The 25,156-nt window shown below is 65.4% G+C and carries 21 protein-coding genes, 1 tRNA gene and 1 pseudogene; 13 read left to right on the top strand and 10 right to left on the bottom strand.

The window, feature by feature from the left end:
• Window positions 1-33 precede the first annotated feature (33 nt).
• A complete protein-coding gene (dprA, locus tag AC5P6H_RS02570; protein ID WP_495202294.1) occupies window positions 34-1,161 on the bottom strand; it encodes a DNA-processing protein DprA in 1,128 nt (375 codons plus the stop codon).
• Between the two features lie 129 nt (window positions 1,162-1,290).
• Entirely contained in the window at window positions 1,291-2,421 is a 1,131-nt protein-coding gene (locus AC5P6H_RS02565; protein WP_495202293.1) for a LysM peptidoglycan-binding domain-containing protein, read from the bottom strand.
• Between the two features lie 126 nt (window positions 2,422-2,547).
• Here AC5P6H_RS02565 and def point away from each other — a divergent pair, with 126 nt between their 5' ends.
• The 5 genes from def (at window position 2,548) to AC5P6H_RS02540 (ending at window position 8,585) form a co-directional block, all read left to right on the top strand.
• Window positions 2,548-3,060, top strand: coding sequence for a peptide deformylase (gene def, locus AC5P6H_RS02560; RefSeq protein ID WP_014648564.1), 513 nt, complete (start codon window positions 2,548-2,550; stop codon window positions 3,058-3,060).
• Window positions 3,061-3,180: 120 nt separating this feature from the next.
• Window positions 3,181-4,104 (top strand): methionyl-tRNA formyltransferase, encoded by a 924-nt coding sequence (fmt, locus tag AC5P6H_RS02555; RefSeq protein WP_014648563.1) that lies wholly within the window; start codon window positions 3,181-3,183, stop codon window positions 4,102-4,104.
• Window positions 4,105-4,107: 3 nt separating this feature from the next.
• Window positions 4,108-5,439 (top strand): 16S rRNA (cytosine(967)-C(5))-methyltransferase RsmB, encoded by a 1,332-nt coding sequence (gene rsmB / locus AC5P6H_RS02550; RefSeq protein ID WP_046432737.1) that lies wholly within the window; start codon window positions 4,108-4,110, stop codon window positions 5,437-5,439.
• A 24-nt stretch (window positions 5,440-5,463) separates the two neighbouring features.
• Window positions 5,464-7,173, top strand: a complete 1,710-nt coding sequence (locus AC5P6H_RS02545) for an ArnT family glycosyltransferase (RefSeq protein WP_111206757.1) — start codon at window positions 5,464-5,466, stop codon at window positions 7,171-7,173.
• A 152-nt stretch (window positions 7,174-7,325) separates the two neighbouring features.
• Window positions 7,326-8,585, top strand: coding sequence for an O-antigen ligase family protein (locus tag AC5P6H_RS02540; protein ID WP_046432731.1), 1,260 nt, complete (start codon window positions 7,326-7,328; stop codon window positions 8,583-8,585).
• A 30-nt stretch (window positions 8,586-8,615) separates the two neighbouring features.
• On the opposite strand, the gene AC5P6H_RS02535 is transcribed toward AC5P6H_RS02540, so the two are convergent.
• Entirely contained in the window at window positions 8,616-9,422 is an 807-nt protein-coding gene (locus AC5P6H_RS02535; RefSeq protein WP_014648559.1) for a glycosyltransferase family 2 protein, read from the bottom strand.
• Between AC5P6H_RS02535 and AC5P6H_RS02530 the strand changes: the two genes are divergently transcribed.
• On the top strand, window positions 9,421-10,479 hold the full coding sequence (locus tag AC5P6H_RS02530) for a CDP-glycerol glycerophosphotransferase family protein (protein ID WP_495202292.1): 1,059 nt from the start codon (window positions 9,421-9,423) through the stop codon (window positions 10,477-10,479). The two genes, AC5P6H_RS02535 and AC5P6H_RS02530, sit on opposite strands and share 2 nt — an antisense overlap.
• A gap of 97 nt (window positions 10,480-10,576) precedes the next feature.
• Here AC5P6H_RS02530 and AC5P6H_RS02525 read toward each other — a convergent pair whose 3' ends face one another.
• The 4 genes from AC5P6H_RS02525 to AC5P6H_RS02510 all read right to left on the bottom strand — a co-directional run bounded on the left by AC5P6H_RS02525 (window position 10,577) and on the right by AC5P6H_RS02510 (window position 14,831).
• Window positions 10,577-12,115 (bottom strand): PH domain-containing protein, encoded by a 1,539-nt coding sequence (locus AC5P6H_RS02525; protein WP_445391945.1) that lies wholly within the window; start codon window positions 12,113-12,115, stop codon window positions 10,577-10,579.
• Window positions 12,112-12,612 (bottom strand): PH domain-containing protein, encoded by a 501-nt coding sequence (locus AC5P6H_RS02520; protein WP_014648556.1) that lies wholly within the window; start codon window positions 12,610-12,612, stop codon window positions 12,112-12,114. The genes AC5P6H_RS02525 and AC5P6H_RS02520 overlap by 4 nt, the downstream gene beginning before the upstream one ends.
• A 74-nt stretch (window positions 12,613-12,686) precedes the next feature.
• The gene (gene ribA / locus AC5P6H_RS02515; protein ID WP_041863895.1) at window positions 12,687-13,823 is read right to left on the bottom strand and encodes a GTP cyclohydrolase II RibA; all 1,137 of its coding nucleotides are present in this window, start codon (window positions 13,821-13,823) and stop codon (window positions 12,687-12,689) included.
• A gap of 87 nt (window positions 13,824-13,910) precedes the next feature.
• On the bottom strand, window positions 13,911-14,831 hold the full coding sequence (locus AC5P6H_RS02510; RefSeq protein ID WP_014648554.1) for a lauroyl acyltransferase: 921 nt from the start codon (window positions 14,829-14,831) through the stop codon (window positions 13,911-13,913).
• Window positions 14,832-14,892: 61 nt separating this feature from the next.
• On the opposite strand from AC5P6H_RS02510, the gene dtd reads away from it, so the two are divergent.
• The 7 genes and pseudogenes from dtd (at window position 14,893) to AC5P6H_RS02475 (ending at window position 21,447) form a co-directional block, all read left to right on the top strand.
• Window positions 14,893-15,333 (top strand): D-aminoacyl-tRNA deacylase, encoded by a 441-nt coding sequence (gene dtd, locus AC5P6H_RS02505; RefSeq protein WP_014648553.1) that lies wholly within the window; start codon window positions 14,893-14,895, stop codon window positions 15,331-15,333.
• 90 nt (window positions 15,334-15,423) lie between these two features.
• Window positions 15,424-17,277: an RNA polymerase sigma factor RpoD gene (rpoD, locus tag AC5P6H_RS02500; RefSeq protein WP_014648552.1), complete on the top strand. Its 1,854-nt coding sequence runs from the start codon at window positions 15,424-15,426 to the stop codon at window positions 17,275-17,277.
• Window positions 17,278-17,846: 569 nt separating this feature from the next.
• Window positions 17,847-18,176, top strand: coding sequence for a hypothetical protein (locus AC5P6H_RS02495; RefSeq protein WP_495202291.1), 330 nt, complete (start codon window positions 17,847-17,849; stop codon window positions 18,174-18,176).
• A gap of 40 nt (window positions 18,177-18,216) precedes the next feature.
• Window positions 18,217-18,292: transfer RNA gene (locus AC5P6H_RS02490), tRNA-Ile, on the top strand.
• Between the two features lie 133 nt (window positions 18,293-18,425).
• Window positions 18,426-18,800 (top strand): annotated as a pseudogene (locus AC5P6H_RS02485) (phage portal protein); the annotation flags it as partial.
• Between the two features lie 906 nt (window positions 18,801-19,706).
• The gene (locus AC5P6H_RS02480) at window positions 19,707-20,744 is read left to right on the top strand and encodes a ParA family protein (protein ID WP_495202290.1); all 1,038 of its coding nucleotides are present in this window, start codon (window positions 19,707-19,709) and stop codon (window positions 20,742-20,744) included.
• Window positions 20,674-21,447, top strand: coding sequence for a hypothetical protein (locus AC5P6H_RS02475; protein ID WP_495202353.1), 774 nt, complete (start codon window positions 20,674-20,676; stop codon window positions 21,445-21,447). Before AC5P6H_RS02480 ends, AC5P6H_RS02475 begins: the two co-directional genes overlap by 71 nt.
• 1,018 nt (window positions 21,448-22,465) lie before the next feature.
• Here the strand turns inward: AC5P6H_RS02475 and AC5P6H_RS02470 are convergent.
• The 3 genes from AC5P6H_RS02470 to AC5P6H_RS02460 form a co-directional block, all read right to left on the bottom strand.
• The gene (locus tag AC5P6H_RS02470; RefSeq protein ID WP_495202289.1) at window positions 22,466-23,329 is read right to left on the bottom strand and encodes a hypothetical protein; all 864 of its coding nucleotides are present in this window, start codon (window positions 23,327-23,329) and stop codon (window positions 22,466-22,468) included.
• Between the two features lie 984 nt (window positions 23,330-24,313).
• Entirely contained in the window at window positions 24,314-24,469 is a 156-nt protein-coding gene (locus AC5P6H_RS02465; protein WP_495202288.1) for a hypothetical protein, read from the bottom strand.
• 22 nt (window positions 24,470-24,491) lie between these two features.
• Complete coding sequence (locus AC5P6H_RS02460) at window positions 24,492-25,052, bottom strand: fasciclin domain-containing protein (protein WP_111206688.1); 561 nt, start codon at window positions 25,050-25,052, stop codon at window positions 24,492-24,494.
• Window positions 25,053-25,156 lie beyond the last annotated feature (104 nt).

Genomic DNA, 25,156 nt, shown 5'->3' with positions numbered 1-25,156 from the left:
CCTGCGTCGCGCGACGCTGTGGAGGTGAAGAAACTAGGGAGTTCGACAGTAGCGGCCGTGTACGCACACCACGATTCCCGCCAGTTCCATGGCCAGCAGCATGGAGGACACCTGTGACGCCGTCAATCCACAACGCGTGATCAGTGAATCCATACCGCTTGGGTTGTGGTCCAGCGCCCGCCACAAGCACTGGTAGTCAGGGTCGTCGGCCCAGCGCGCCGGCAGGAGCGCCGGCGGTGCCTGTTCAGTGGGGGTGGCCAACCGCGATTGCAAGCCCGGCAGCTGCTGGCGAAGGGCGGGGGCGAGCAGTTCCAGGACCTCCTCGGGGCGCTCGACCAGCGCCGCGCCCTCGCGGATCAGGCGATGGCAGCCGGTCGCGCGCGGGTTGAGCACCGACCCGGGCAGGGCACAGACCTCGCGGCCTGCCTCGGCGGCCAGGCGCGCGGTGATCAGCGCGCCCGAGCGCTGCGCGGCCTCGACCACCACGGTGGCCAGCGCCAGTCCGGCCACCAGCCGGTTGCGCGCAGGGAAGTGGCTGGGACGGGCAGCCGTGCCCGGCAGGTACTCGCTGAGCACCACGCCTTCGGCGGCGATCCGCGCCTGCAGCCGCGCGTGGCTGTCCGGATAGGCCCGGTCAGGGCCGGTGCCGATCACTGCCATGGTGCAGCCGCCGGCCTCCAGCGCAGCCTGGTGCGCGGCCGCATCGATGCCTGCGGCCAGGCCGCTGGTCACCGCCAGGCCGGCCTCGACGAAGCAGCCGGCAAAACGCGCGGCCAGTGCACGCCCGCCCGGGGTGGGCGAGCGGCTGCCGACCAGCGCCACCGAAGGGCGCCAGGCCAGGCAGGGATCACCGGCCACGAACAGCGCCAGCGGCGGGTTGGGTACCTCCAGCAGTGATGGCGGAAAGGCCGGATCGGTACACGGCAGCAGGTGATGGTTGTCCTGTTCCAGCCAGCGCCGGGCGGCTGTCCAGGCCCGGGTTTCAACGCGTTCCAGGGCGGCGCACTGCTCCGGCGTGCAACCGTGCGCACGCCAGGTCGCAGTGCCTTGCGCGATGGCGGTTTCCGCATCGCCCGCGGCCTGCAGCAGGGCCCGTCGGGGCGCCAGTGCGCCTCCCGCCATCAACAGGCGCAGCAGCGCCTCGTATGCATGTGTGGTCATCCCCCACTATCGGCCGCACACAACAAAGGCGCCCTAGGGCGCCTTCGCATGTGGCTGTCAGGTTTTGCCGGAGGTGCCTGCCGGCCCGCGGCCGGCACTCCAGTGGTGGCCGGGGCAGTCCGGCAACCGTTACTTCGCGTCCGGGTGCAGCGCGTTGTAACCCACCTGCACCGGCTTCACGCCCTGCATCACCAGCGCGTAGCTGACGTTGTCGAAGGTGCGGAACACCATCGCATGCGCGGCATATTCATCCGGCAGCGAGACCCGGCCTGCGCCGGTGCTGAGCGAGTCGTCCATGCGCGAGGAGGTCGGGTACTTCATGCGGTGCGCTACATGGCGGCCCGGGCGCCACAGCGAGAACACGGTGCCGTTGTCCACGCCCTGGGCACGGCCGGCCGAAATCGCGATCACGTCGCGTGGGCCACCGGCGGTGAACATGTCGGTGACCGCCAGCACGCGCACGTCCACGCCCTCGACACCCGCAGCGGGTACGTGGGGCACGAACTGCAGGTCGTACGGCCGGGCTTCGACCGGCACCAGGCGGTCGCCGGCGCGCACTTCGCGGCCGCCGACGGTCTTGTCCAGCACCAGCGTGGAGGCCTCGACCTTGCCGCCGGCGATCTGGGTGATGGTGCCGGTGGCGACCTGGGCCAGTTCGTAGCCGAGCACGCCACGACGTGCGTTGGGTGCGTTGTAGGCCTTCCACAGGTTGCCGCTGCCCGGGGTGACGTCGCCGTTGGCGGTCAGGTCCTCGGTCGGCTTGGGCTGGGCGTAACGCACGGTCGGGCGTACCACGGCCCAGCGCTGGCCCACCTGGGCATCCGCCAGGCGCACGTAGACGGTGTCGCCACCGGACACGCGCAGGCGGCTGTCCTCCAGGCCGACGACGTAGGGCAGCTGCTTGACGCTGTCGACAACGCTCAGCTGCTTCAGGAACGGCTCGACCTGGGCCAGCGGAATGGCGTCGATCGGGGCCTCCTGGCGCGGACCGGCCTGGGACACGGTCACCCGGTCCAGGTAGGCCAGGCTCAGCACGTCACCTGGATAGATCAGGTGCGGGTTGGCGATCTGCGGATTGGCTTGCCAGATCTCCGGCCACAGCCAAGGCTTCTGCAGGAAACGTGCGGCGATATCCCACAACGTATCCCCTTTTCGGACCACATAGGTGTCCGGGTGCCCGCCATTCACTTCCACGGCGGTAGCATAGGCAGCCACGGTCAGCATCGCCGCGGCGACGACCGTACGAAAACGAAGCAACATAGGTGTGAAGCCCTGATTCCCCAACAGGTCCACGCACTATAGTCCAGAAACCGGGGCGCAAGGCAAGCGTTGGAGCTAGAATCTGCGACGTATGCCGGCGTGCCGGCCCCCTACCCGGAAACAGCCATGGCCCTTCTCCCCATTCTCGAGTTCCCCGATCCGCGCCTGCGTACCAAGGCTGCGTTGATCGACGCCGCCGAAGTCACCACGCCGGCCTTCCAGGAACTGATCGACAACATGTTCCTGACCATGTACGACGCCCCGGGCATCGGCCTGGCCGCCACCCAGGTGGACGTGCACAAGCGCTTCATGGTCATCGATGTCAGCGAAGAGAAGAATGAACCGCATGTGTTCATCAACCCGGAAATCGTCGCCAAGGACGGGGGCCGGGTGTACCAGGAGGGCTGCCTGTCGGTCCCGGGCATCTTCGCCGACGTGACCCGCGCTGACACCATCACCGTGAAGTACCTGGACCGCAACGGCCAGGAGCAGCAGCTGGAGGCCGGTGAAGTGCTGGCCACCTGCATCCAGCACGAGATGGACCACCTGGACGGCAAGCTGTTCATCGACTATCTGTCGCCGCTCAAGCGCGAGATGGTCCGCAAGAAGCTGGCCAAGCAGCGCAAGCACGTGGCGTGATCGCCAATCCGGGCCGCCCTCCGGGTGGCCCGTGCCTGCGCGACGCGCGCGGGCTGTACGGCGCCGGCCGACGGCGCCGTTTTCTTTCCTGCACGAATCCATCCTGCAAGTGGGGTAGCCATGAGGATTGTCTTTGCCGGTACGCCGGAATTCGCGGTGTCGTCGCTGCGCGCCGCGGCGCGCCACCACGAGGTCGTGGCCGTCTATACCCAGCCTGATCGCCCGGCCGGGCGCGGCCGTGGCCTGGCACCGTCGCCGGTCAAGCTCGAAGCCGTGGCCCGTGGCATTCCGGTCTACCAGCCCGAATCGCTGAAGGATGAAGCTGCCCAGCGGCAGCTGCGCGACCTGCAGCCGGACCTGATGGTGGTGGTCGCCTACGGCCTGATCCTGCCCAGGGCGGTACTGGCGATCCCGACCCACGGCTGCTGGAACGTGCATGCCTCGCTGCTGCCACGCTGGCGCGGTGCCGCGCCGATCCAGCGCGCGATCCAGGCCGGTGACGCAAAGACCGGCGTGTGCCTGATGCAGATGGAAGCCGGCCTGGATACCGGCCCGGTGCTGCTGCACCAGGAGCTGCCGATCGCGGCCACCGATACCGGCGGCCAGCTGCATGACAAGCTGGCCGAACTGGGCGCACAGGTGCTGTCCGACGGCCTGGGCCTGCTGCGTGCCGGCATCAAGCCGATCGCGCGGCCGCAGCCCGAACAGGGCGTGACCTACGCGCACAAGCTGGACAAGGCCGAAGCCCGCCTGGACTGGGCGCAGGACGCCGATGCACTGGCGCGCACCGTGCGCGCCTTCAATCCGTGGCCGATCGCCGAGGCCACGCTGGCCGGCGAGCGCGTGCGCATCCACGGCGCGGTCGCTCTTGACCTGGCCCACGGCCAGGCGCCGGGGGCGGTGCTGGCGGCCAGCCGCGATGGTATCGACATCGCCTGCGGCCAGGGCGCGCTGCGCCTGCGCACGCTGCAGCGCGAAGGCGGCAAGGCGATCACCGCCGCCGACTACCTCAATGCCCGCCGCGACCTGCACGTGGGGGCATAAGCGGTGTCGAAGCAGAATGATTTCTCCGTCGCCAAGGCGGCGCCCGGCGCGGCCACCCGCATGCTGGCCGCACGCGTACTGGCGCAGGTGTTCACCCGTGGCCGCTCGCTGAAGGCGGAACTGGCCTGGGCACTGCCCAAGCTGGCCGACAGTCGTGATCGGGCCTTGCTGGAAGCGCTGTGCTTTGCAGTCCTGCGCCGCCGCAGTACCTACGACGCTGCCTTGCAGTCGTGGATGCAGAAGCCGCTGTCGGCGCGTGATGCCGACCTGCGCACGTTGCTGATGGTGGGCTTCGCGCAGCTGGACGTGCTGGAACTGCCGGCGCATGCGGCCCTGTCGGCCACGGTCGACGCCGCCCGCGCGCTGGGCCGTGAGCGCCAGGCCGGGCTGGTCAACGCGATCCTGCGCCGCGCGCAGCGCGAGGGGTTCCCGGAGCAGCCTGCGCGTGACGCCTTTCCGGCGTGGCTGGCCGATGCCGTCGAGCGCGACTGGCCGTCCCAGGCCCAGGCGATCTTTGCTGCCAGCCTGCAGCCGGCGCCGCTGTGGCTGCGTGCCAACCGCCAGCAGGGGGGGCGTGACAAGGCGCTGGCCACGCTGGCCGAGGCCGGCATTGCTGCCGAAGCCAGCCCGCTCAGCGCCGACGCGCTGCGCCTGGTGGCGCCCATCGCGGTGAACCAGTTGCCGGGGTTCGCCGACGGTGCGCTGTCGGTGCAGGACCTGTCGGCGCAATGTGCGGCGGACGCGCTGGCACCGGCGTCCGGCGCCCGCGTTCTGGACGCCTGCGCGGCACCGGGTGGCAAGTCGGCGCACCTGCTGGAGCGTGACCCGAGCCTGCGCCTGCTGGCGCTGGATATCGATGCGCGTCGCCTGGCGCGTGCCCGCGATACCTACACCCGCACCGGTGTAGGTGAGGGCGCGCAGACCCGGGTGGCCGATGCCAGCGACCCCGGTGCGTGGTGGGATGGCACCCCGTTCGACGCCATCCTGCTGGATGCGCCGTGTTCGGCCACCGGCGTGATTCGCCGCCAGCCGGACGTGATGTTCCACCGCCGCGCCGAGGATATCGATGCGCTGGTCGGCGTGCAGGCCCGCCTGCTGGAGGCCTGCTGGTCGATGCTGCGCCCGGGCGGCGTGCTGCTGTACGCCACCTGTTCGATCCTGCGCGCCGAGAACATCGATCAGGTGCGGGCCTTCCTGAAGTGGCATCCGGACGCGGTGGCACAGCCGCTGGATGACAGATTCGGCCTGGACTGCGAGGGGATCGCGCGCCAGCGACTGCCGGGTGACAGCGATGCTGACGGTTTCTTTTACGCGCGTCTGCTAAAAACGGCCTGACCCCCCGCTGACGTTGCGAGTCCCATGCTGAAATCCCGCGCGTCGCGCGAGACGTGGTTGTTCGTGGTGATGGCCCTGCTGGTGCTGGGGGCCGGGCTGGGCCTTCGTGATCCGTGGCCGTCGGACGAGCCGCGCTTCGCGCTGGTGGCCAAGCAGATGTTCGACAGCGGCCACTGGCTGTTCCCGCACCGCGGGACCGAGCTGTACTCGGACAAGCCGCCGATGCTGATGTGGTGGCAGGCCACGCTGTACAGCCTGGTCGGGCAGTGGCGCGTGGCCTTCCTGCTGCCGTCGCTGCTGGCGGCACTGGGCACGCTGTGGTGCGTGGTCGACCTGGGCCGGCGGCTGTGGACGCGGCGGGTGGGGCTGTATGCCGGCTGGGCGCTGCTGTTCGCGCTGCAGTTCACCTTCCAGGCGAAGAAGGCGCAGATCGATCCCCTGCTGCTGCTGTTCATCACCCTGGCCAACTACGGCCTGCTGCGCCACCTGCTGCTGGGGCCGGCCTGGCGCTGGTGGTGGCTGGGCTGGTTCTTCGCCGGCATCGGCGTGATCACCAAGGGCGTGGGCATGCTGGCGCTGCTGATGATCGTGCCCGCGGCAATCGCCACGGCGCTGCGGTGGCCACGGGTGGGCCTGCACGCGCGCGACGCGCGCTTCTGGCTGGCGCCGCTGGCCTTCCTGCTGGCGGTGTCGTTGTGGCTGGCGCCGATGCTGCTGGCCGGCTTTGCCACCGGCTCGGACGAATATCGCGCCTACATGGACGATATCCTGTTCCAGCAGACGGCGCGGCGCTACACCCATTCCTGGGATCACCACCAGCCCGCCTGGTACTTCCTGGCGACGATGCCGCTGATGTGGATCCCGGCATTCCTGGCCCTGCCCTGGGCGATTCCGGCCTGGCGCCGCCGGCTGCAACGCCGCGACGCGCGCTATCTGCTGCCGCTGGCCTGGTGGCTGATGGTGGTGCTGTTCTTCTCGATTCCCGCCGGCAAGCGCGACGTCTACATCCTGCCGGCGCTGCCGATGTTCTGCCTGGTGCTGGCACCGCTGTTGCCGGGGTTGCTGAAGCGACGCGATGTGCAGGCCGTGGTGGGGCTGTTCACCGGCCTGCTGTCATTGGGCCTGGCCGTGGCTGGCGCGATGGCGGTGCTGGGTGACCCGGCCTTCGAGCTGCGCCTGACCCATAGCCGCGGGCTCGCCCCCGGGGCCGTCGACGCGCTGGCGTGGACGATCCTGGCGATGGGCCTGTGGGGCGGATTGAGCCTGCTGGCCTGTGGCCGTCGCCGGCAGCTTGCGCTGGTGTCGACCCTGGCGGTGGTCTGGGTGCTGTACAGCCTGGTCGGCTACCCGCTGCTGAACGATTCCAGTTCGGCCCGTGGCCTGATGCGCGCGGTCGGTACCCGCCTGGGCCCCGATGCCGAGCTGGGGCTGGTGGCCTGGAAGGAACAGCACCTGCTGCTGGCCGACCGTCCCGCAGCGACCTTCGGTTTCGAGACTGACTGGGACGAGCAGCTGGTGGCGGCCACGCGCTGGCAGCGTCTGGCGCCCGGACGCCGTTGGCTGCTGGTCCACGAGTACGCGATGCTGTCGTGCGTCGACCGCAACCGCTCCGAACTGGCCGGCGTGGCCAACCGGCGGCGCTGGTGGCTGGTGCCGGCAGCGGCGGTGACGGTGCCGTGCGTGGTCACTGCCGAGGAGCGGGAACGTGAACGGCGTTTGCAGGAACATGACTAGCCAGCACGATTTCTGCTTGTCCAGTCTGCCCAAGCGGGTCCAAAGGCAGTAAAACAGCAGGCTGGGACGGCCCGCGTTGGCCCGTCCCATTCTTCCAGCAGATTGCAGCGATACTTCCCGACGTGCCAGCTTCACCGGACAACCTGAACCTCATGGCCGGCGACCCGCTGGGCGTTCCCGTCGGTGGCCGTCACGGGGTTGCACACGGGCTGGCCCAGCTGGGGCTGTTCTGCCTGCCGGCACTGGTGCTGACCGTGCCGATCAACCTATTGCCGTATGGTCTCCTGCTGCTGCTCAGTACCCTGCTGGCGCCGGAGCTGCTGTGGCGCGCGCGGGGCATGGCCGGCCAGCCGGTGAAAGTGCTGGTCTGGCTGATGCTGGCGGTGCTGGCGCTCGGCGTACTGTCGGTGGTGCTGTTCGAACAGGGCCTGCGTGACGTCGACAACCGTTCGCGATTCGTGGTGATCCCATGGATCGCGCTGTGGATCTGCGCGCTGCGTCCCAGCCTGCGGTGGCTCTGGTACGGCTCGTTGACCGGCCTGCTCGCCACCTTCGTGATGTCGCTGTGGCAGGTGCTGGGCGGCGCCCCGCGCGCGGAGCTGTTCACCAACGCCATCGTGCTGGCCGACATCGTGATGGTGTTGATGGTGCTGCTGGTGTTCTGCCGGCCGTCGCGGCGCTGGTCGCTGGTGATCCTCGGCATGGCCGCCGGTTGCGGCACCATCGTGCTGACCGGCAGCCGCGGTGTGTTCGCCGCCTTGCTGGCGCTGCTGGTGGTGCTGGCGCTGAGCCTGCGCTGGCGTACCGGTGCGGCGCGCCTGTCGGTGCTGGCCGGGATGCTGGCGATCGGTGCGACGCTGCTGCTGTCGGTGCCGGAGCTGCGCCATCAGGTCCGCCTGAGCGAGCTGCACAGCGACGTGCAGCGGATGGAGCTGGGCGACAGTGATTCTTCCGCCGGTGCCCGCGTCGAGCGCCTGCAGGTAGCCTGGCAGACCTTCCTCGATCATCCGCTGGTGGGTGTTGGCATCGGTCATTTCGACAGCGCGATGCAGCGCGTGCCGGTCTGCCGGGAGAACCCGGAAGAGTTGCGCTGCCACCTGGGGCATGCCCACAACGACGTGGCCGAATGGGCGGCGACCCAGGGTGTACCGGGCCTGCTGCTGTTGCTGGCTGTGTATGGCATCCCGCTGTGGTTGTTCGTGCGCCTGCATCGCCGCAGCGGACGGGCGACCTTCCGCGGGCCGGCCGCTGCCGGCGTCATGCTGGTGATCACCTACGCGTTGTGCGGGCTGACCCAGTCGATGTTCGCGCACCAGATGACGGCCAGTTTCTACGTGACCCTGGTCGGGCTGCTGACCGGCCTGTCGATCGTCGAAGGCGCGCGCCACCGGGCGATCACCGGCGGCTCGTGATGCGTCGGCGCGCCGGGCGGGCCCCGGCGATCAGGGGTTCGGCGGGTCGGCCACGGGCTGGCCGTTGCCCAGCATCCACAGCATGATGGTCTTCTGCCGCACGTAGTTGGCGCGCACGTAGGCGTAGACCAGGCCGTGCCAGCCGTCGCGGAAGCCGCCACGGAACACGAAGCCGCGCCAGAACCGCCAGGCCGGCGCCAGTACCAGCTTGCCCAGCGTGGCCCGCTTGCCGCGTGCGAACTCGTGCTCGGCCATCATCCGCGCGTACTTCTCGGTCTTGGCCAGCTGCTGCTGCAGGGAGCGGTACGGGTAATGGACCAGGTCGCCGCGCAAGGTGCCGACGCTGCCGTCGACGCTGGCCGCCTCGTGGATCTCGCGCTTGCCGCGCCAGCCGCCGCGGCGGCGGTCGAACAGGCGCATCACCCGGTCCGGGTAGGCGTTGCCATGGCGCAGGAACCTGCCGAAGTACTCCGACAGGCGCGCGAAGCGATAGCCGGCATGGCCGGCGAAGCCACCGTCGCGGGCCCGTTCGATGGCTGCGCGCAGTTCCGGGCTGATCCGCTCATCGGCGTCCAGGCACAGCACCCAGTCGTGGCTTGCCTGCTCGACGCAGTAGGCCTTCTGGCTACGGAAGCCATCGAACGCGCGCTGCAGCACGCGGGCGCCTGCGGCCTCGGCGATGGCCAGGGTGGCATCGGTGGAGTACGAGTCCACGACGATGATCTCATCGCAGAAGGCCAGCGAGGCCAGGCAGTCGCCGATGCGGCCGGCCTCGTTGAACGCGATAATGCAGGCCGAGATGCGAGGCCGTTCGATGGGAGCGGTCGTGGAGGACATGATGGCCGGGTACCTGTTGTTTGCGACGGAGCGCTATGCGCTGCCTATTCTCGCCCCGTTGGCGCAGGCCTTGCACGCCTCCGGGCAGGAGGTGGCGGCCTGGTTCGAGGACGGCGCTGCCGCCAGCAGCCTGCCGGGCGTGCCCAACATCGGACTGAAACAGGCCCTGGCGATGCGGCCGCGTGCCGTGTTCAGCGCCGCCAACTGGGTGCCGACCTTCCTGTCCGGCGCCAAGGTACAGCTGTTCCATGGCTTCAACGTGGAGAAGCGCGACAGTGCGCGCGGCCACTTCCGGGTGCGCGGCATGTTCGACCTGTACTGCACGCAGGGGCCGGCCACCACCGCTCCGTTCCGTGAGATCGCCGCCCTGCAGGGCCACTTCGCCGTAGCCGAGACCGGCTGGCCGAAGCTCGACCCGCTGTTCCGCGACGACGGTGGCGAGAGCGCCGCGCTGCGCGCAGCGGCGGGCGGGCGCCCGGTGATCCTGTTCGGTTCGACCTTCACCGAGCGCCTGAGCGCAGCGCCCCACCTGCATTCGCAGATCGCCGCCGATATCGCTGGCGGTGAGCGCTACTGGCTGCTGACCCTGCACCCGAAGTGCCCACCGGAACTGTTCGAGCGCTACCGCGCGCTGGCCGGTGCCCATGCCCGCTTCATCGAGCCGGAGCAGGTGATGGCCGCGCAGCGCGCCGCCGATGTGCTGGTGTCGGACACCTCGTCGATCGTTTCGGAGTTCATCGTCCAGCACAAGCCGGTGGTGACCTTCCGCAACCGCGTGCCCAAGCCGCACATGATCGACTTCGACGACCCGGCGCAGCTGCCGGCGATGCTGCAGCGCGCGCTGCATCCCGACGCCGCGCTGCAGGCGGAGATCGTGCGCTACGCCGACGCCATCCATCCGTACCGCGATGGCCTGTCCAGCGAGCGGGTGATCGCCGCCACCGAGGATTTCCTGTCCGGTGAAATGGGCGTGCTGCGGCGCAAGCCCTTCGGCAGCTGGGTGCGCGACCTGCAGATCCGCAAGGACCTGGGGTACTGGGGCCCGTCGCAGCGCTGATGCCTCGCCGACCCCGCTCGCGGTAGTGCCGGCCGCTGGCCGGCAACCTCGGGAATGTCTGCGGTTGCCGGCCAGCGGCCGGCACTACCGGTGTTGCTTACCAGCGCAACTTGCGCCGCGCCAGCGCCGCGGCCAGCTGCTCCATCACGTGTTGCGCCTGTGCCTGCGGCAGGTAGCGCAGGGTCAACGCCACATCACCGTGCGCACCGGCCGTATCCAGCTGCAGGCTGCTGGTGCCGAGCAGCTTGTCCAGCGGTGAACGCTGCAGGCGCAGGCCCTGCACCTTGTCCAGCTCGGCCCAGCGCCACCAGCGCGTCCACCAGCCGCCGCGCACGGCCACGTAATGGGCATCCAGATACCAGCCCATGCGCGCCATCTGCCGATGTGCCACCAGCAGCGCCACCGGCAGCCAGGCCAGCACGATCAGGCCCCATGATCCCCAGCGCCAGTACGCGGCCGCTGCCAGCACCGGCACCAGCAGCAGCGCGCCCAGGCACAGCCGCCACCAGCCACGCTGCGGAATGGACTGCCATTGCGCTGGCGGCCACCGCAGTTGAGGCAACAGGTGCTGCACCAGCTGCTCGCAGCGCATTGCCGGTGCCAGCGGTGCCAGCTCGCGCAGGGCGCGGTCCTCGTCGCGCGAGGGCCCGCCGGCAGCGCTGTCGATGCGCAGCTGGCGCAGGCCGAACCAGCGATGCAGGGTGGTTTCGCGCAGCGTCCAGGCCTGGATGCGGCGACGCGCGACACTGCTGCGGGTACGGCTGAGCAGGCCGGCCGAGACGGTCAGGCGGCGATCCTGCTCGCTGAGGGTGAAGCCGTGATAGCGCAGCAGGGTCAGCACCACCGACAGCGCACGCAGCGCCAGCCAGCCCAGCAGCAAGGCTGCGGCCAGCAGCAGGAAGGCGCCGGCCACGCCGGGATGCAGGTGGCTTGCGTAGCCGAAGGCTTCCCGGCCGCCACGCTGGATGGCCGCGTCCATCACCGGCCGCGGCACGGTCTGGAACAGCACGCCGAAGGCGGCGATCGCCAATGCCCAGCCGCGGTTGGACAGCAGGCCCATGCGCACCACGTCCCAGCTCGACAGGCGCAGCAGCACCTGTTCGGTGTCGGCGTCGGTGATCGAGGGGGCGGCCACGACGTCGGCGGCCTGCGGTGCCTGCCCACGCTGGCGCACCAGTCGTTCCAGCGCCAGCGCCTGGTCCAGCTTCAGCACGCGCATTTCGGCTTCCGGACGCACGCCACCGGCCGATTCCAGGCGCAGCTCGGCCACGCCGAACAGGCGGTGCAGCGGGTTCTGCCGCACTTCCACGTTGTGGATGCGGGCGAACGGGATCTCGCGGCGGTTGCGCGCCAGCAGTCCGCTGCGCACGGTGATCGCGTCGCTGCCGATGCGGTAGCGGTAGCTGAGGTACTGCAGCACCGAGACCAGCACCAGCGCGGCAATCGCCGACAGCGGAATCAGCTGCGCCCACATCGGGTCGCGGTCACCGCGCTGGCCGAACACCAGCAGCGCCACCAGCGGCAGGAAGTAGTGGCGCAGCTGCATCAGCAGCACGAACAGCCACGACCACGGGTGCAGGCGATGGTCCTCGCCACCGGCAGGCAGCGATGCGGGCAGGGGCGGCGGCAGGCTCACAGGGCGTCGGCGTCCTGGTCGAGCTGATGGGACAGGGTGTCACGCAGGCGCTCGGCGTCGGCCTCGTCCAGGCCGCTCACGGTCACTGCGCTCATGCGGGTCCCGGCGGTGTGCACGATCAGCGTGGCCAGGCCGGCACGGCGTTCCAGCGGGCCGCGGCGCAGGTCCAGGTGCTGCACGCGCGAAATGGGGATGCGCGTTTCCAGCTGCCACATCAGGTCGCGGCGCAGGCCCAGCCCTTGGGTATCCAGCCGCCAGCGGGTGCGGGTCAAGCGCCGGTGGCCAAGCCACGCGCCGAAGACGATGCCGATCAGCAGCCCAAGGGCGGCCGTCCACAGGCCGCCGGGCAGCTCGAAGAACCACGCGGCCGCGGCCAGCGGCAGGCCCGGCACGAACAGTCCGCCGAAGGCGCCTTCCAGTGCGGCCAGGCGGGCGGCGCGCTGCGGCAGCGACTGCCAGGCATCGGCAGGCGGGGAGGTCAGGGGAACGTCGATCACGCGGGCTCCGTCAGGTGGCAGGGCGGGCGGTGGCGGCAGGGCCGCACCGCGCAGACGGTAGCAGGTCGACCGCGCTACTGGGCAGCCTGGATCAGCGCGTCCACATCCAGCATGTGGCCGGCACGATCGGCCTTGGTGCGCAGGTAGTGTTCGTTCTCGGCAGTGATCTCGCCGGTGACCGGAATGCAGTCCAGCACCTCGATGCCGGCATTGCGCAGACGCTGTGCCTTGGTCGGGTTGTTGCTGAGCAGGGCCACGCGCGAAATGCCCAGGCCATGCAGCATCGCCACCGCACTGCCGTAGCGGCGCTCGTCGGCACCGAAGCCCAGCTGTGCATCGGCATCAATGGTGTCCAGGCCGTCGTGCTGGTAGCCGTAGGCGCGCATCTTGGCGGCGATGCCGGTGCCGCGGCCTTCCTGGTCCAGGTACAGCAGCACGCCGCCGCCCAGTTCCTTCAGCTTGCGCAGGCCGCGCCGCAGCTGGTCGCCGCAGTCGCACTTGAGTGAGCCGAACAGGTCGCCGGTCAGGCACGAGGAGTGCACGCGTACCGGCACCACCGCCGACAGGTCCGGTTCGCCGACGATGATCGCGACCTGGTCGCGCTGGGCCACGCCGCCGCGGAACACCGCGAAGGTGGTCATGCCGACGTCGCGCAGCGGTACCGGCGAACGGGCGACCAGTTCGTAATCGTGGGCGGCGTGTGCCGCGCCCTCGGCCAGATCGCAAAGCGCCACTTCAGCAGCACCCTCGAAGGTGCGGTCAGCTGCGTCCAGGCGCACGGCCACCATGGCCGGCAGCAGCAGGCCCAGGCGGGCCAGCTCCACCGCGCCGGCATCGAAGGCGTCGCCGGCCGTCCAGTCGTCCGGCATCGGGCCGGGCTCGCGCAGGTAGCCCAGCGAGGGCAGGGCATCGAAGGCAACCCCCGCCAGCGGCAGGCGTGCGCCTGCCGGTGCCTCCACGCCGAGCACGCGGGCGCGGGTGGCGGTCAGGAACAGGTAATGGCGCTCGCGTGCGGCAGCGGCGAAGGCAGCGAAGCTGCTGGCAGTGGCGCTGTCCAGTGCAATCACCGCCAGGCGCTGGCCCTGCCCATCGTGGAGCAGTACTGGGCGACCGGCACGCAGTTCGGCCACCGCGCGTTCGCAGCGGATCGCGGCGGGGTCGCCGAACAGGGAAGAGGCAGCAGGCATGGCGGGACCGGGGGAGGCGGACATCGCAGTCTCTATGGGGGCGCCGGCGTCGTATTCAACGTGGTGCGGCCGCCGGTCGCAGGGGCCGGATGGGCCTGGGCGTGGGGGCCGTCAGTGCGGATGCTCTTCGGTCGCATACGGATCTTCCTCGCCGCTGCCCGGTGGCCGCAGCGTATAGCGCTTGTAGGTCCACTGGTACTGCGACGGGTCGCGGCGGGCGATGCGCTCGATGCCGGCATTGAGCGCGGTGGCGGCCACCTGCGGGTCCGGATCGGCCACGGCCGGGTCGGTCGGCTCGATGTGCAGGGCGAATTCCATGTCCGGCCCGATGCGCTCGCACCAGCCATACAGCACGGTGGCGCCGGTTCGCTCGGCCAGCCGGTTGACCAGGGTCATGGTCAGCGCCTGCACGCCGAAGAACGGCACGAACACGCCATCGCCGGCCTTGGGCTGCTGGTCGGGCAGGATGCCGGTGGCGCCGCCGTCCTTGAGCACCTTGAACAGCTGGCGCACGGCCGGGCCCTCGGCGCGTACCTGCTGCACGTTCTGGCCGCCGCGCACCAGCTGCAGGAAGGCGTCGCTGGCCTCGTCTTCCGGCGGCTTGTAGACGATGGCGATCTGCCCGCGCGAGGCCAGCCACTGGTTCAGCAGCTCCCAGTTGCCGAAGTGCGGTGCGGCCACGATCACGCCCTTGCCGCTGGCCAGGGCCGCGTCGTACAGGGCTTCGCCGTGGCGCTGCTTCAGGTGCAGCCGCAGGTTGTCGGCCGGCTGCCGGCTCCACAAACGCAGGGTCTCGATGGCCTGCAGCGCAGTGGAGCGCAGCAGTTCGCGGTGCAGGCGGTCGCGTGCAGGACCGTCCAGCTCCGGGTAGGCCAGTTCGAGGTTGCGCCGGGTAACGCGGCTCTCACGGGCATTGACACGAACCCACGTCCACGCCAGGGCGTGTGCGAACCCCCGCAGCAGCGGCCAGGGCAGGCGGGCGAACAGGGTGGTGGCGCGGTAGACCAGCCGGGCTTTGCGTTGCGGATTCATCGGCGCCAGTTTAGCCAAGGGCGCTGCTATCGTGGCCGGCCCCGTTCATTGGAAGCCCACGATGCTCGTCCTGATCCAGCGTGTCAGCCAGGCCGCCGTCCATGTCGACGAGGAGGTGGTGGGGCAGATCGGCCCCGGCTTGCTGGCCCTGGTCGGCATGGAACCGGGGGATAGCGAGGCCCAGCTGCGGCGGATGGCCGAACGCCTGCTGGGTTACCGGGTGTTCGCCGACGAGGCCGGGAAGATGAACCGGTCGCTGCGCGACACCGGTGGCGGCCTGCTGCTGGTCAGCCAGTTCACCCTGGCGGCCGATACCCGTTCGGGCATGCGGCCGAGTTTCACCAGCGCCGCACCGCCGGACGAGGCTGAACGCGGGTTCAATCGATTTGTCGACATCTGCCGTGAAAATCATGCGCCAGGGGTGGAAACGGGCCGGTTTGGTGCCCATATGGTCGTCAGCCTGGTCAACGACGGTCCCGTGACCTTCCTTCTCAGGCCCTAGGCCGCTGGGACCACCGCCCGGCAGGCAGGGCCCCGGGCTGGTATAATGCTACGTTCCCTATTTCTCCCTAGCCGGTGGCGCGAGCACTACATGGCCAACGAACGTCCTGCCCAATCCGAAATCAAGCAACTGATCAGCAAGGGCCTGGAACAGGGCTACCTGACCTACGCCGAAGTCAATGACCATCTGCCGGACGACATGGTCGACCCGGAACAGATCGAAGACATCATCGGCATGATCAACGGCATGGGCATCGATGTCCATGAAGTTGCGCCGGATGTGGAAACCCTGCTTCTCAACGACGGCAACACCGGTAACCGCGAAGTCGATGACACCGCGGCCGAAGAAGCTGCCGCCGCGCTGAGCGCGCTCGACACCGAAGGTGGCCGTACCACCGACCCGGTGCGCATGTACATGCGCGAAATGGGCACGGTCGAGCTGCTGACCCGCGAAGGCGAAATCGCCATCGCCAAGCGCATCGAGGAAGGCCTTTCGCAGGTCCAGGCCGCCCTGGGCCAGTTCCCGGTTTCGGTCGAATCGCTGCTGACCGACTACGAGGCCCACAAGGAAGGCAAGAAGCGCCTGGCCGAAGTGATCGTCGGCTTCAACGACCTGGCCGACGAAGAGCCGGCGCCGCCGGCGGTCGCTGCCGATGACAGCAGCGATGCCGACGCAGAAGGCGACGAGGACGAGGACGATGACGTCGAGGGTGGCGAGGAAGAAGCCGCACCGACCGGTCCGGATCCGGAGGAAGTCGCTGCGCGCATGCAGGCGCTGAGCGATGCTTTCAATGCCTTCAAGAAGGCGGCGACCAAGGGCGACAAGAAGAACCTGCCGCGCCTGCGCGAAGAGATGTCGGCGGTGTTCGTCACCCTGAAGCTGCCGCTGCCGCTGACCGACGTGCTGACCAAGCAGCTGCGCGACACCATGGCGTCGATCAAGGCCCATGAGCGACGCGTGCTGAACCTGGCCACCGTCACCGCGCGCATGCCGCGCAAGGACTTCATCCGCTCCTGGGAAGGCAACCAGACCAACCTGGAGTGGGTGGAAGACGCACTGAAGCGCAAGCAGAAGTGGTCGTCGGCCCTGCGCGAAGTGAAGGACCAGATCATCGCCGAACAGCAGGCGACGATCGACATCGAGAAGCTGACCCAGCTGGACCTGGAAGAGCTGAAGGAAATCAGCCGTGCCATGGCCTACGGTGAAGCCAAGGCGCGCAAGGCCAAGAAGGAAATGGTCGAGGCCAACCTGCGCCTGGTGATCTCGATCGCCAAGAAGTACACCAACCGTGGCCTGCAGTTCCTCGACCTGATCCAGGAAGGCAACATCGGCCTGATGAAGGCCGTGGACAAGTTCGAGTACCGCCGCGGTTACAAGTTCTCGACCTACGCCACCTGGTGGATCCGCCAGGCGATCACCCGCTCGATTGCCGACCAGGCGCGCACCATCCGTATTCCGGTGCACATGATCGAGACGATCAACAAGTTGAACCGCATTTCCCGCCAGATGCTCCAGCAGTACGGCCGCGAGGCTACGCCGGAGGAGCTGGCCAAGGAAATGGACATGCCGGAAGACAAGATCCGCAAGGTGATGAAGATCGCCAAGGAGCCGATCTCGATGGAAACCCCGATCGGCGACGACGAGGATTCCCATCTGGGCGACTTCATCGAGGACACCAACGTGGAGTCCCCGATCGAGAACACCACCAACATCAACCTGTCTGAAACCGTGCGCGACGTGCTGGCCGGCCTCACCCCGAGGGAAGCCAAGGTGCTGCGCATGCGCTTCGGCATCGACATGAACACCGACCACACGCTGGAAGAAGTCGGCAAGCAGTTCGACGTGACCCGCGAGCGCATCCGCCAGATCGAAGCGAAGGCGCTGCGCAAGCTGCGTCACCCGAGCCGCTCGGAGCAGCTGCGCAGCTTCCTGGATATCGATTGATTTCCAGCGGCTGGTGAAGCGTTGAGAGAAACCCCGCCTGGTGCGGGGTTTTTCTTTTTGGGGTGCCTCCGCTTTCTGTAGAGCCGAGCCATGCTCGGCTGCTGTTCGTGATGACGTATCCGGAAGATCTTCTCAACGGGTGTCGGTTGCTTGCCGCACCTTGTGACGCAACTGGCCCGAGGATTGTTGAGGGCTGCGATGCGAAGCAGGAGACCATCCAGCGGAAATCCCCAGTGGCTCAACGCTGTGAGCTTCCTGCTGTGTGTGACTGGCATGGGCCATGTCGCATTCGCCAATTGAAGCCACTACCTTCGCTTCCACACAGTCCATCTCAGGTGCTCAACACACTTTCGTAGGCGGACTGTCTAACGCAACAGCAGGCCAATCCAAGGTAAAACCGCATCACTCGCCATCCCGGTGAGCCCAAGGGTTTCTGGCCGGGTGGCGCGCAGCGATACAAGACCCCGCAAGGGGAAAAGCTGCGGGCGGCCCTACGACCGTGTTGAAGCACCCGGTCGCCTCTCTCAACAGGAGGCGCAACAGGTTCGACAAATCGTAGGAGAGTGAGCATGGAGCTGAAGATGGTTGTCGATGCGTGCGGCAGGAGTGGATCGGATGCGCAGGACTGCCACTTCCCGCCGTTGTTGGACTGGGACGACGTGATGCGCGATGAGCGCGATGACCCACTGGGACTCGCCCGGCGAGCAATGCTGACGCTGCTGACGCAGTCGGGTGCTGAATTGCTTGTAGGCTTCGGCGACGAAAACCAGAAGGCGCTGGAAGAGGCCAATAGGGCGGTGGCACTGTTCCACGTCCACCTGCGTCGGCAGGCGTCGCTCGCGGGAGTGGCGGAGAAGCGATTGGGGCGTGTTGCTGAGGCTCTTGCTGCTGCCGGGTAGCCGATGGAGCGCGGCCTCCACTACACTGTGACGCTGCGCCGGGCCTATAGCTCAACGGTTAGAGCAGGGGACTCATAATCCCTTGGTTCCAGGTTCGAATCCTGGTGGGCCCACCAATTGATGATCCTTTGTCGTCATATGAAGGCTGAAATATCCTGAAAAACAGGAGTTTGGGCCTTTTTCTTGCGTCTGATTGCGTCCTATGTGATCCAGCAGAATCCAGACTTCTCTGGCGGTTTGGCGGTTATGGACGTAGACGCGTTGCGCGAGGCTCTGTGGCAGTGGCGGGACCAGGCAACTTCTGCAACCAGTTCGTGCATTCGCCCAATGGCAAGAAGGACGGGCTGCAGCTGATTCCTATCAGCGAAGTTGCCGCAAAGGATGAGTTCACCGGAATCAAGCACGTGACCCGTGATGACATACTGGCGGCGCTGCGCATCCCCCCGCAGCTGCGCGGAATCGTTCCGCAGATGCCGGTGGATTCGGGTCGTTTGGGATGCGGCCACGATTTGGGCGTCGATGGAATTGGCACCCCTGCAATCGCGTATGACCATGGTCAACGAGTGGCTCGGCGAGGAGGTCATTGCCTTCGCCCCGTTTGACCTGGCCCCCGTAGCACCCTGACGGCTTGCCCGGTGAGCCGGTGCCGAGCCGAGCCGACCAAGTAGGCCGCCTAGGGGCGGCCTACTTGCGTTTCGAGGGAGTAATCCGTGGTGGATGCGGCCTTAGTGACGTTGTGGCGCCGAGCGACTCGTCACGTAAGCCCGTCAGCGGTGCGATGCCTGGGCAGCAGCAGTAGGTCATGCGCTACTACGACGCTAGAGGTAACCGGTGTAACCGGTCTTCCCCCATGACTGGTACGCACCTGAACCATACGTAAGCTGTTGATATATATAGATTCGAGGTGCATTGTAAGCAGCGTACCAATGTAACCAGCAAAAACAGCGAGTCAGAATCTCACGCAGGAAACGGCAGGCGGTAAGGCAGCGGTGATACCGGCAAGACCGTTGGGAGACAGGAGAAGCGGCAGCGGGAGAGGGGCGACAGTGCCCGGACAGGGGCTGTAACCAAAAAAGTGTTCCACAACCCCATTTCATAGCTTTCCTGAAACACTGTAAGTAGTGGTGCGTTCTTCTTGGACGCTATTGGATGCCCTCTTGCCTCTATGCTTTGGCGACTGCACGTCTGGCATCCATACGACCGCTCAACCCCTCACGAATCACCCCCATTTGGTGCAGGGATTCGCAGGTGGCAGCATGACCCCTCAGTGCCCCCGACAGCCTTGCTGGGCCTGCTGCTGGCCCGTGCGCAGGTAGCGCAGAAAAAGCACCCTATGAAGTGCGCAGGCGTGGCGGGGAGACAAGTGCGCGCGAGCGGGGCTGACTTGGTGCTGACGCCCTGTAGGCGCGCTTCCGTCCGTAAAGGGCCCGCTGGGAAACTAGGCAAGCGCGCCCTCGCTCCGTGAATGGGATGTTAATATGCTGCCGCCGATAGTCTCGTAAACGCACGAAAACGCACAGGGAGGGATCCATGGCAAAGCTACTAGCACTGTATAACCACAAGGGTGGCGTCTCGAAGACCACCACATCATTCAATCTTGCTCACGCGCTCGCTAATGATGGGCACCGCGTTCTGCTGGTTGACGCAGATCCTCAGTGCAATCTAACTGAGCTATGCCTAACACAGACCATCGAGCAGCTTGATCAGCAGCTCAATGATGACGGGGAAGCGCCGCCCTTACCTGGAACCACCCTCCTCGAAGCTCTGCGTCCGCGTTTCACTGGTGATCGGGCTACTGTGGATATCGACGCTATCGAACTGGTTCCTCTGCACAGTGAGCATGTTCAGCTATTTAGAGGTGACATCGGCCTGAGCGAGGCGGAAGATCTTCTTTCCCAGGCGCACAGCCAAAGGACGACCACTGACATCCACCAAAAGCGGAACTATGTCGCGATCTACGACATGCTTTCTCGGCTCGCGGATAAGCACAAATTCGACTACGTGATCATTGACGTCGGACCTAGCGCAGGGGCATTGACCCGCTCGTGTTTCCTTGCGGCAGATCTCTTCTTGGTTCCCGTGGTCCCCGATAGGTTCAACTACCAGGCCATCGGCTCGCTCAGTGCAATTATTTCGAAATGGATTCGAGAACACGCGGGAATCATTGCTGATTTCAAGCAACTCGGACTGAATGTTTCGGAGGGCAAGCCCCAGTTCCGTGGCATCGTGATGCAGCGGTACCAGCGATATCGTGGTTCGGCCAAGCCTGCGTTCAGACATTGGATGGATCGAATCCCCAGTCGAGTAGTGTCCGAGCTCCTCCCCGCGATCGTTGCTTCGGCGGGAACCGAAGATGTCGTCTGGGAACAGTGCTGGTCTGAACCCGTCGCCGTAGAGATTCCTGACTTCGCGAGTTTGGGCCCCATGATGCTTACTCGAGGCAAGCCTGTGTGGGCGCTTACTGAGGAAGAAACAGGCTGGGTGGGCAGCGTATGGAATGATCGAGAAGCTGAGATGCAGGCATTCGAGGCCAGATTCTCTCTTCTCGCTGCCAGGGTCGAGGCGTGACATGGCGATGGAGCTTTCGGTTGTAGCCTTCATCGATGTGCTTGGCTTCTCCGCAATGGTAAAAGCAGATGCCGCTAGCCAGGGAGAGAAGTACCTTGAGGCTTTCCGTAAGGTGCTGGAGGAAGTCAAAACAAGCTTTCACGACGTCGAAGGAGGGCTAGATGCAAAGATGTTCTCCGACTCCATTGTGCTGGCAGCGCCGCTATCGCCTGACGCCGTAATTGATGTGCTAAAGGCTTGTGCAAACCTCCAGCAGCGGTTCCTAAAGAGAGGCATTCTTCTTCGAGGGGGCGTGTCTTATGGGAAACACTTTGCTGACTCAACGGTCATGTTCTCGGAGGGGCTGATCTCGGCGTATCACATTGAAAGTCAGCTCGCGAAATATCCTCGCATCGTAGTTGACAAAAACGTGATCGATTACTTTGTTCATCACGGTGACGTCCATGAGGACAAGCGTGAGGTTGGGCGTAGCCTAATGATCCAAGACCGCGACAAAGTCTCCTTCGTTCACTACCTAAGTAGCGCAGAATTCTTAAGCGACAGCGCTCATGTGGAGGGGGTGATCACGAGCCAGCTCAGGTCAGGTGAATCGGTTCTCGAGAAGTTGCGCTGGCTCCATGACTATCACGCGTTCTGCGCTGACTCCTATGGTCAGCCCAGGATTTCGACCCCAGGCTGGTTCCAGCGAATGCAGGCCCATTAGATTTCGAGGCCAGTGAACCCCTTCGGGCGCACGTTCGGCGCTCGAAGGGCGGGTGGAGTGCGAGGCGTCGGACTAGTTTGAGAGTGCTTCTCCTTCGGATACACGCTGATCTGGATGACGGTAACTTTGGCGGTAATGAAAATGGGCAGCCTTTCGGAGTTGTAACTAAATCAACGACTTGTACTCAATTTGTGGTTGTTGGTGGGCCCACCAATTCATCCAATGGCTTGCATCATTTCAAAGGCACCGCTATGCAGTGCCTTTCGCGTTCAATGCCTATGCGGCGCCTATATTTCAGTCGAGGCAGGCCCCTGGGGATGACCATTCATTGGGTGCCCACTGCTGCACATCCGGGGCGGCTCGATGCGGGATCCGGTAGTCGCGCTTCTACTACTTCTCGCAGTTGCAGAATGAACGTTGCTGTTCATGCAAGCGGGAGGTGCTGTTCCCGCTTGCCTGATCTGTTCTACGCTTCCAATGCTACTTCGGGCGAATAGGAGTAATTGGTTTGATCGTTACCCTTCCGTTGCCGCCACCGCCGCAGTTACCGTGGCAGCCTCCACCCAGATTGGCTCCGCCCGTGCCACCACTACCTCCTCCACTGCCGCCGCCAGCGCCGCCACCACTGGAGGGCGGACGCGTAATGGGCTCTTGGTTGGTTCCATTCCAGTCATAGCTGTCCGTCAACTCATAGGTGGCGCAGTGCGTCGTGTTGCAGACGATGACCTTGGAGCCTGCCTGTATTGAGTATTCGAACCCCCCTTCCTTTGCTGGTTTACGACATCTCTGTATCTATTAAGGAACGCCTTCGTGGCGTTGTCTGGAATTCGAGCCTGCAACTGACACGTACTACAGTTAACTGGACCAAAGACGGTGAGGGCAGGCTCAAAGGGCCAAATCGCATAAGCCATGGGAAGGGCTGCGATTGCGACGGCCAGGGAAGTTGCAATCAACCATTTCTTCGAAATCATTGCTTTCATCGTGCGCCATGTTGGGTGGGTAGGAAATTTCTGTTGGATTACAAGCAGCAGGATCTGTATATAGCCTCAGACATCTCGTTGGATCGCTCTATCTGGTTGGGATGTAACAGTTTGGAGAGCCTCGCAATGGACGCCGCCGAATGGCTGTTGGGTTGCGCGCGCTGATATGCGAGCCAGTATGCAAGGCTCTTTTCAGGGGATTTATCGGTAATGATCCCTCGGTCATGGATGTCAGCAAGGGCTTCAATCGAGTCGACGCTTCCCAGTGATACCGACTCATTTAGGTAATCAATCGCATCCCTTCGATAATTGGTTATTCGCTCCGGATCCTTGAGCGCCTCAGTCAAGTCGCCAATGATGGCTTTCGGGTCTTTGGCGAAAATCAGTCTCGCTTCGACCGATCCTTGGGCGGCAGCAAGAGAGAGCCAATTCTCATCTCCGAGTTCCGTTCGCCCTATCAGTCCTTGGCAGTGGTCAATCTCCTGTTCGATCTTCCTTGAGTACTGCTCCCCCAGGCCAACTGATGCGTAGGCCTTGTACTCATCGGCATCACCTGAGTTAAGCGCCCGCTTGCAACTGGCAATGCGGTTGTGGATCTCATAGCTCGACTGGGCATTGCCCGACCGTGCAGCCGCGATGCGTATGTCAATGTATTCCGAGGCATCGCCTTCGTAGTGAGGCGCATCGATCTTGAGCAGAAATGCCTTGCCACCCAAAGCCAACCTTGATTCGGTGGATTGGGGCGGCGAACGCGAGGATTGGTGAATGCTTAATTCAGATGCGGCATCCGTTGGCGAAGCGCCTCTTTCACTGCGAGGAACCCCATCTCCTTTGTTTCCTGTGACATCGGATGGTCTGCAGGCCAACCAGGAAATGGTTGCGATTACGCCGATGACGACCATTCCATATACGAGACTCCTACTCATCTTCACCTGATTCCTTTCCCTTGTCGTGGCGGAGGTTTGCAATGGACTGGACCTCCGGCCGTGGTGATAACGGATTTCAGGGCTGATCCCCTGCCTACCCCTGCCTCCCGATTCCCGGAATTTCATATTGCGGGTTGACATTCAATGTCAACCAGAAACTCGTTGCAGCTGGCTGCACTTGCTTCTTGCGTGTTCTCAGTCACGCATCACTGGACTTAAAGCGACAAATGCCCTGCTTGGGGTGGCAAGCGCATGAGTGGCAAAACGGCCATTCCGTGCCGCGGTAGCACTTGGCTTCTTTAGCTCGTTTGCCGGGCGGCGGCCGCCGCAGTTGCGATCTCATCGCGAAGGTTGCGCCCTCCCTCCTGATGCGGCCGCGACGCGGTCGTGTTTATCGTTGGCCTTGGTGTATCTGTAGTGGAGCTCCAGCCCAGCGCCCGCGAGCTTCGTACATCCGGTCAGCCCACACCATGCGATGCTGAATCTGCGGCCTATTGGCCGATCGGTAAGGTGGCTAGTTCGTTGTCTCTGAGCATCCCTTCATTGCGCCCAATGGCGACCGCTCGGCGACCTTCTGTCAGCGGAAAGAGGTGGACGATAATGAGCGAAGATGGTCGCGCGGCTTGGAAGAATCAGCGGCTTGGTTTGCAGCGGGAAGGTCTGTGGAGACGCGTGGAAGCCCTCTGGAAGCCTCAAAATTCCTTGGTTCCTGATTCGAATTCTGATGGGACCAGAAAGAAGGTGGCACTTGGGTTTCGGTCTCAGTGCCTTTCTTGAGTCGTCGGCAGCCCACGATCTGGTGGTGCATCTCCTGGATACCCCGCATGACATTCGATCGCGTCCGCCAGCGCAATCGCGAGAAAGGCGCAACGTTCCCCATGGAGGTACCCGCTGCCTTCTTTGAGCTGGCGAGCGAGCATTGGGAACCGATGGACCCAACCGAATGCGAGATCTACGACGTCAGGCAATCACCTGGAATTCAAGGCCCCCTTCTGACTGACAGGGATACAAAGGCCCCAACGCCGCTGCACGCTCCTGATACATCAGGTAGCGCCGCAGCCGCGATGCTGATTCATGGGAGGAGACGGCGGCAGCCGCGATGCGGCTGCCGCGCATGTGCTCGTCCTGCTGCTTGCAACTACTTCGGCATCAACACGGTGTCGATCACGTGGATCACGCCATTGGACTGGCCGACATCGGCAACGCTGATCCCCGCCTTGCCGCCCTTGGCATCGATGACCCACAGCTTGCCGTCATGCAGTGCGACGGTGAGGGATTCACCTTCAACGGTCTTCAGCGTCGCCTTGCCGCCGTGCTTCCTGGCATCGGCCATCAGTTGCGCTGAACTGTAATTGCCTGGCACCACGTGGTAGGTCAGGATCTTGGTCAGTTGTGCCTTGTTTTCAGGTTTCACCAGCGTATCGACCGTACCTGCGGGCAGCTTGCTGAAGGCTGCATTGGTGGGCGCGAAGACGGTGAAGGGGCCGGCGCCATTGAGGGTATCGACCAGGCCCGCTGCCTTGACCGCAGCGACCAGGGTCGTGTGGTCCTTGGAGTTGATGGCGTTCTGGACGATGGTCCTGGTGGGATACATCTCCGCTCCGCCGACCATCACGGTACTGGCGGCGAAGCTCATTGAAGTGGCTGAGACGAGTACGGCGAAGCTGACTGTGGCGGCTATCCGCTGAAGGGCTTTCACGGCGCGTTCCTCTATAGGATGCCCGCAAGGCGCGGGCATCCTACATACGCGCTGGCGCGGCCCTTGGATGCAGGCAGATGCATCAGTGCGCGTTGTCGCTTGAA

The sequence above is a fragment of the Stenotrophomonas sp. YJH_SMC_110 genome (assembly GCF_059369255.1).
Note: the sequence above shows the minus strand (reverse complement) of the source record. Positions and strands in the feature narration are given on the sequence as shown.

Coding starts and splice junctions, on each gene's coding strand:
- rpoD (WP_014648552.1), top strand. CDS start 15,424: ATGGCCAACGAACGTCCTGCCCAATCCGAAATCAAGCAACTGATCAGC.
- AC5P6H_RS02480 (WP_495202290.1), top strand. CDS start 19,707: ATGGCAAAGCTACTAGCACTGTATAACCACAAGGGTGGCGTCTCGAAG.
- ribA (WP_041863895.1), bottom strand. CDS start 13,823: ATGTCCGCCTCCCCCGGTCCCGCCATGCCTGCTGCCTCTTCCCTGTTC.
- AC5P6H_RS02510 (WP_014648554.1), bottom strand. CDS start 14,831: ATGAATCCGCAACGCAAAGCCCGGCTGGTCTACCGCGCCACCACCCTG.
- AC5P6H_RS02565 (WP_495202293.1), bottom strand. CDS start 2,421: ATGTTGCTTCGTTTTCGTACGGTCGTCGCCGCGGCGATGCTGACCGTG.
- AC5P6H_RS02540 (WP_046432731.1), top strand. CDS start 7,326: ATGGCCGGCGACCCGCTGGGCGTTCCCGTCGGTGGCCGTCACGGGGTT.
- AC5P6H_RS02545 (WP_111206757.1), top strand. CDS start 5,464: ATGCTGAAATCCCGCGCGTCGCGCGAGACGTGGTTGTTCGTGGTGATG.
- def (WP_014648564.1), top strand. CDS start 2,548: ATGGCCCTTCTCCCCATTCTCGAGTTCCCCGATCCGCGCCTGCGTACC.
- fmt (WP_014648563.1), top strand. CDS start 3,181: ATGAGGATTGTCTTTGCCGGTACGCCGGAATTCGCGGTGTCGTCGCTG.
- AC5P6H_RS02475 (WP_495202353.1), top strand. CDS start 20,674: ATGATCGAGAAGCTGAGATGCAGGCATTCGAGGCCAGATTCTCTCTTC.
- dtd (WP_014648553.1), top strand. CDS start 14,893: ATGCTCGTCCTGATCCAGCGTGTCAGCCAGGCCGCCGTCCATGTCGAC.
- AC5P6H_RS02535 (WP_014648559.1), bottom strand. CDS start 9,422: ATGTCCTCCACGACCGCTCCCATCGAACGGCCTCGCATCTCGGCCTGC.
- AC5P6H_RS02465 (WP_495202288.1), bottom strand. CDS start 24,469: ATGCGCGGCAGCCGCATCGCGGCTGCCGCCGTCTCCTCCCATGAATCA.
- AC5P6H_RS02530 (WP_495202292.1), top strand. CDS start 9,421: ATGATGGCCGGGTACCTGTTGTTTGCGACGGAGCGCTATGCGCTGCCT.
- AC5P6H_RS02495 (WP_495202291.1), top strand. CDS start 17,847: ATGGAGCTGAAGATGGTTGTCGATGCGTGCGGCAGGAGTGGATCGGAT.
- AC5P6H_RS02470 (WP_495202289.1), bottom strand. CDS start 23,329: ATGGTCGTCATCGGCGTAATCGCAACCATTTCCTGGTTGGCCTGCAGA.
- dprA (WP_495202294.1), bottom strand. CDS start 1,161: ATGACCACACATGCATACGAGGCGCTGCTGCGCCTGTTGATGGCGGGA.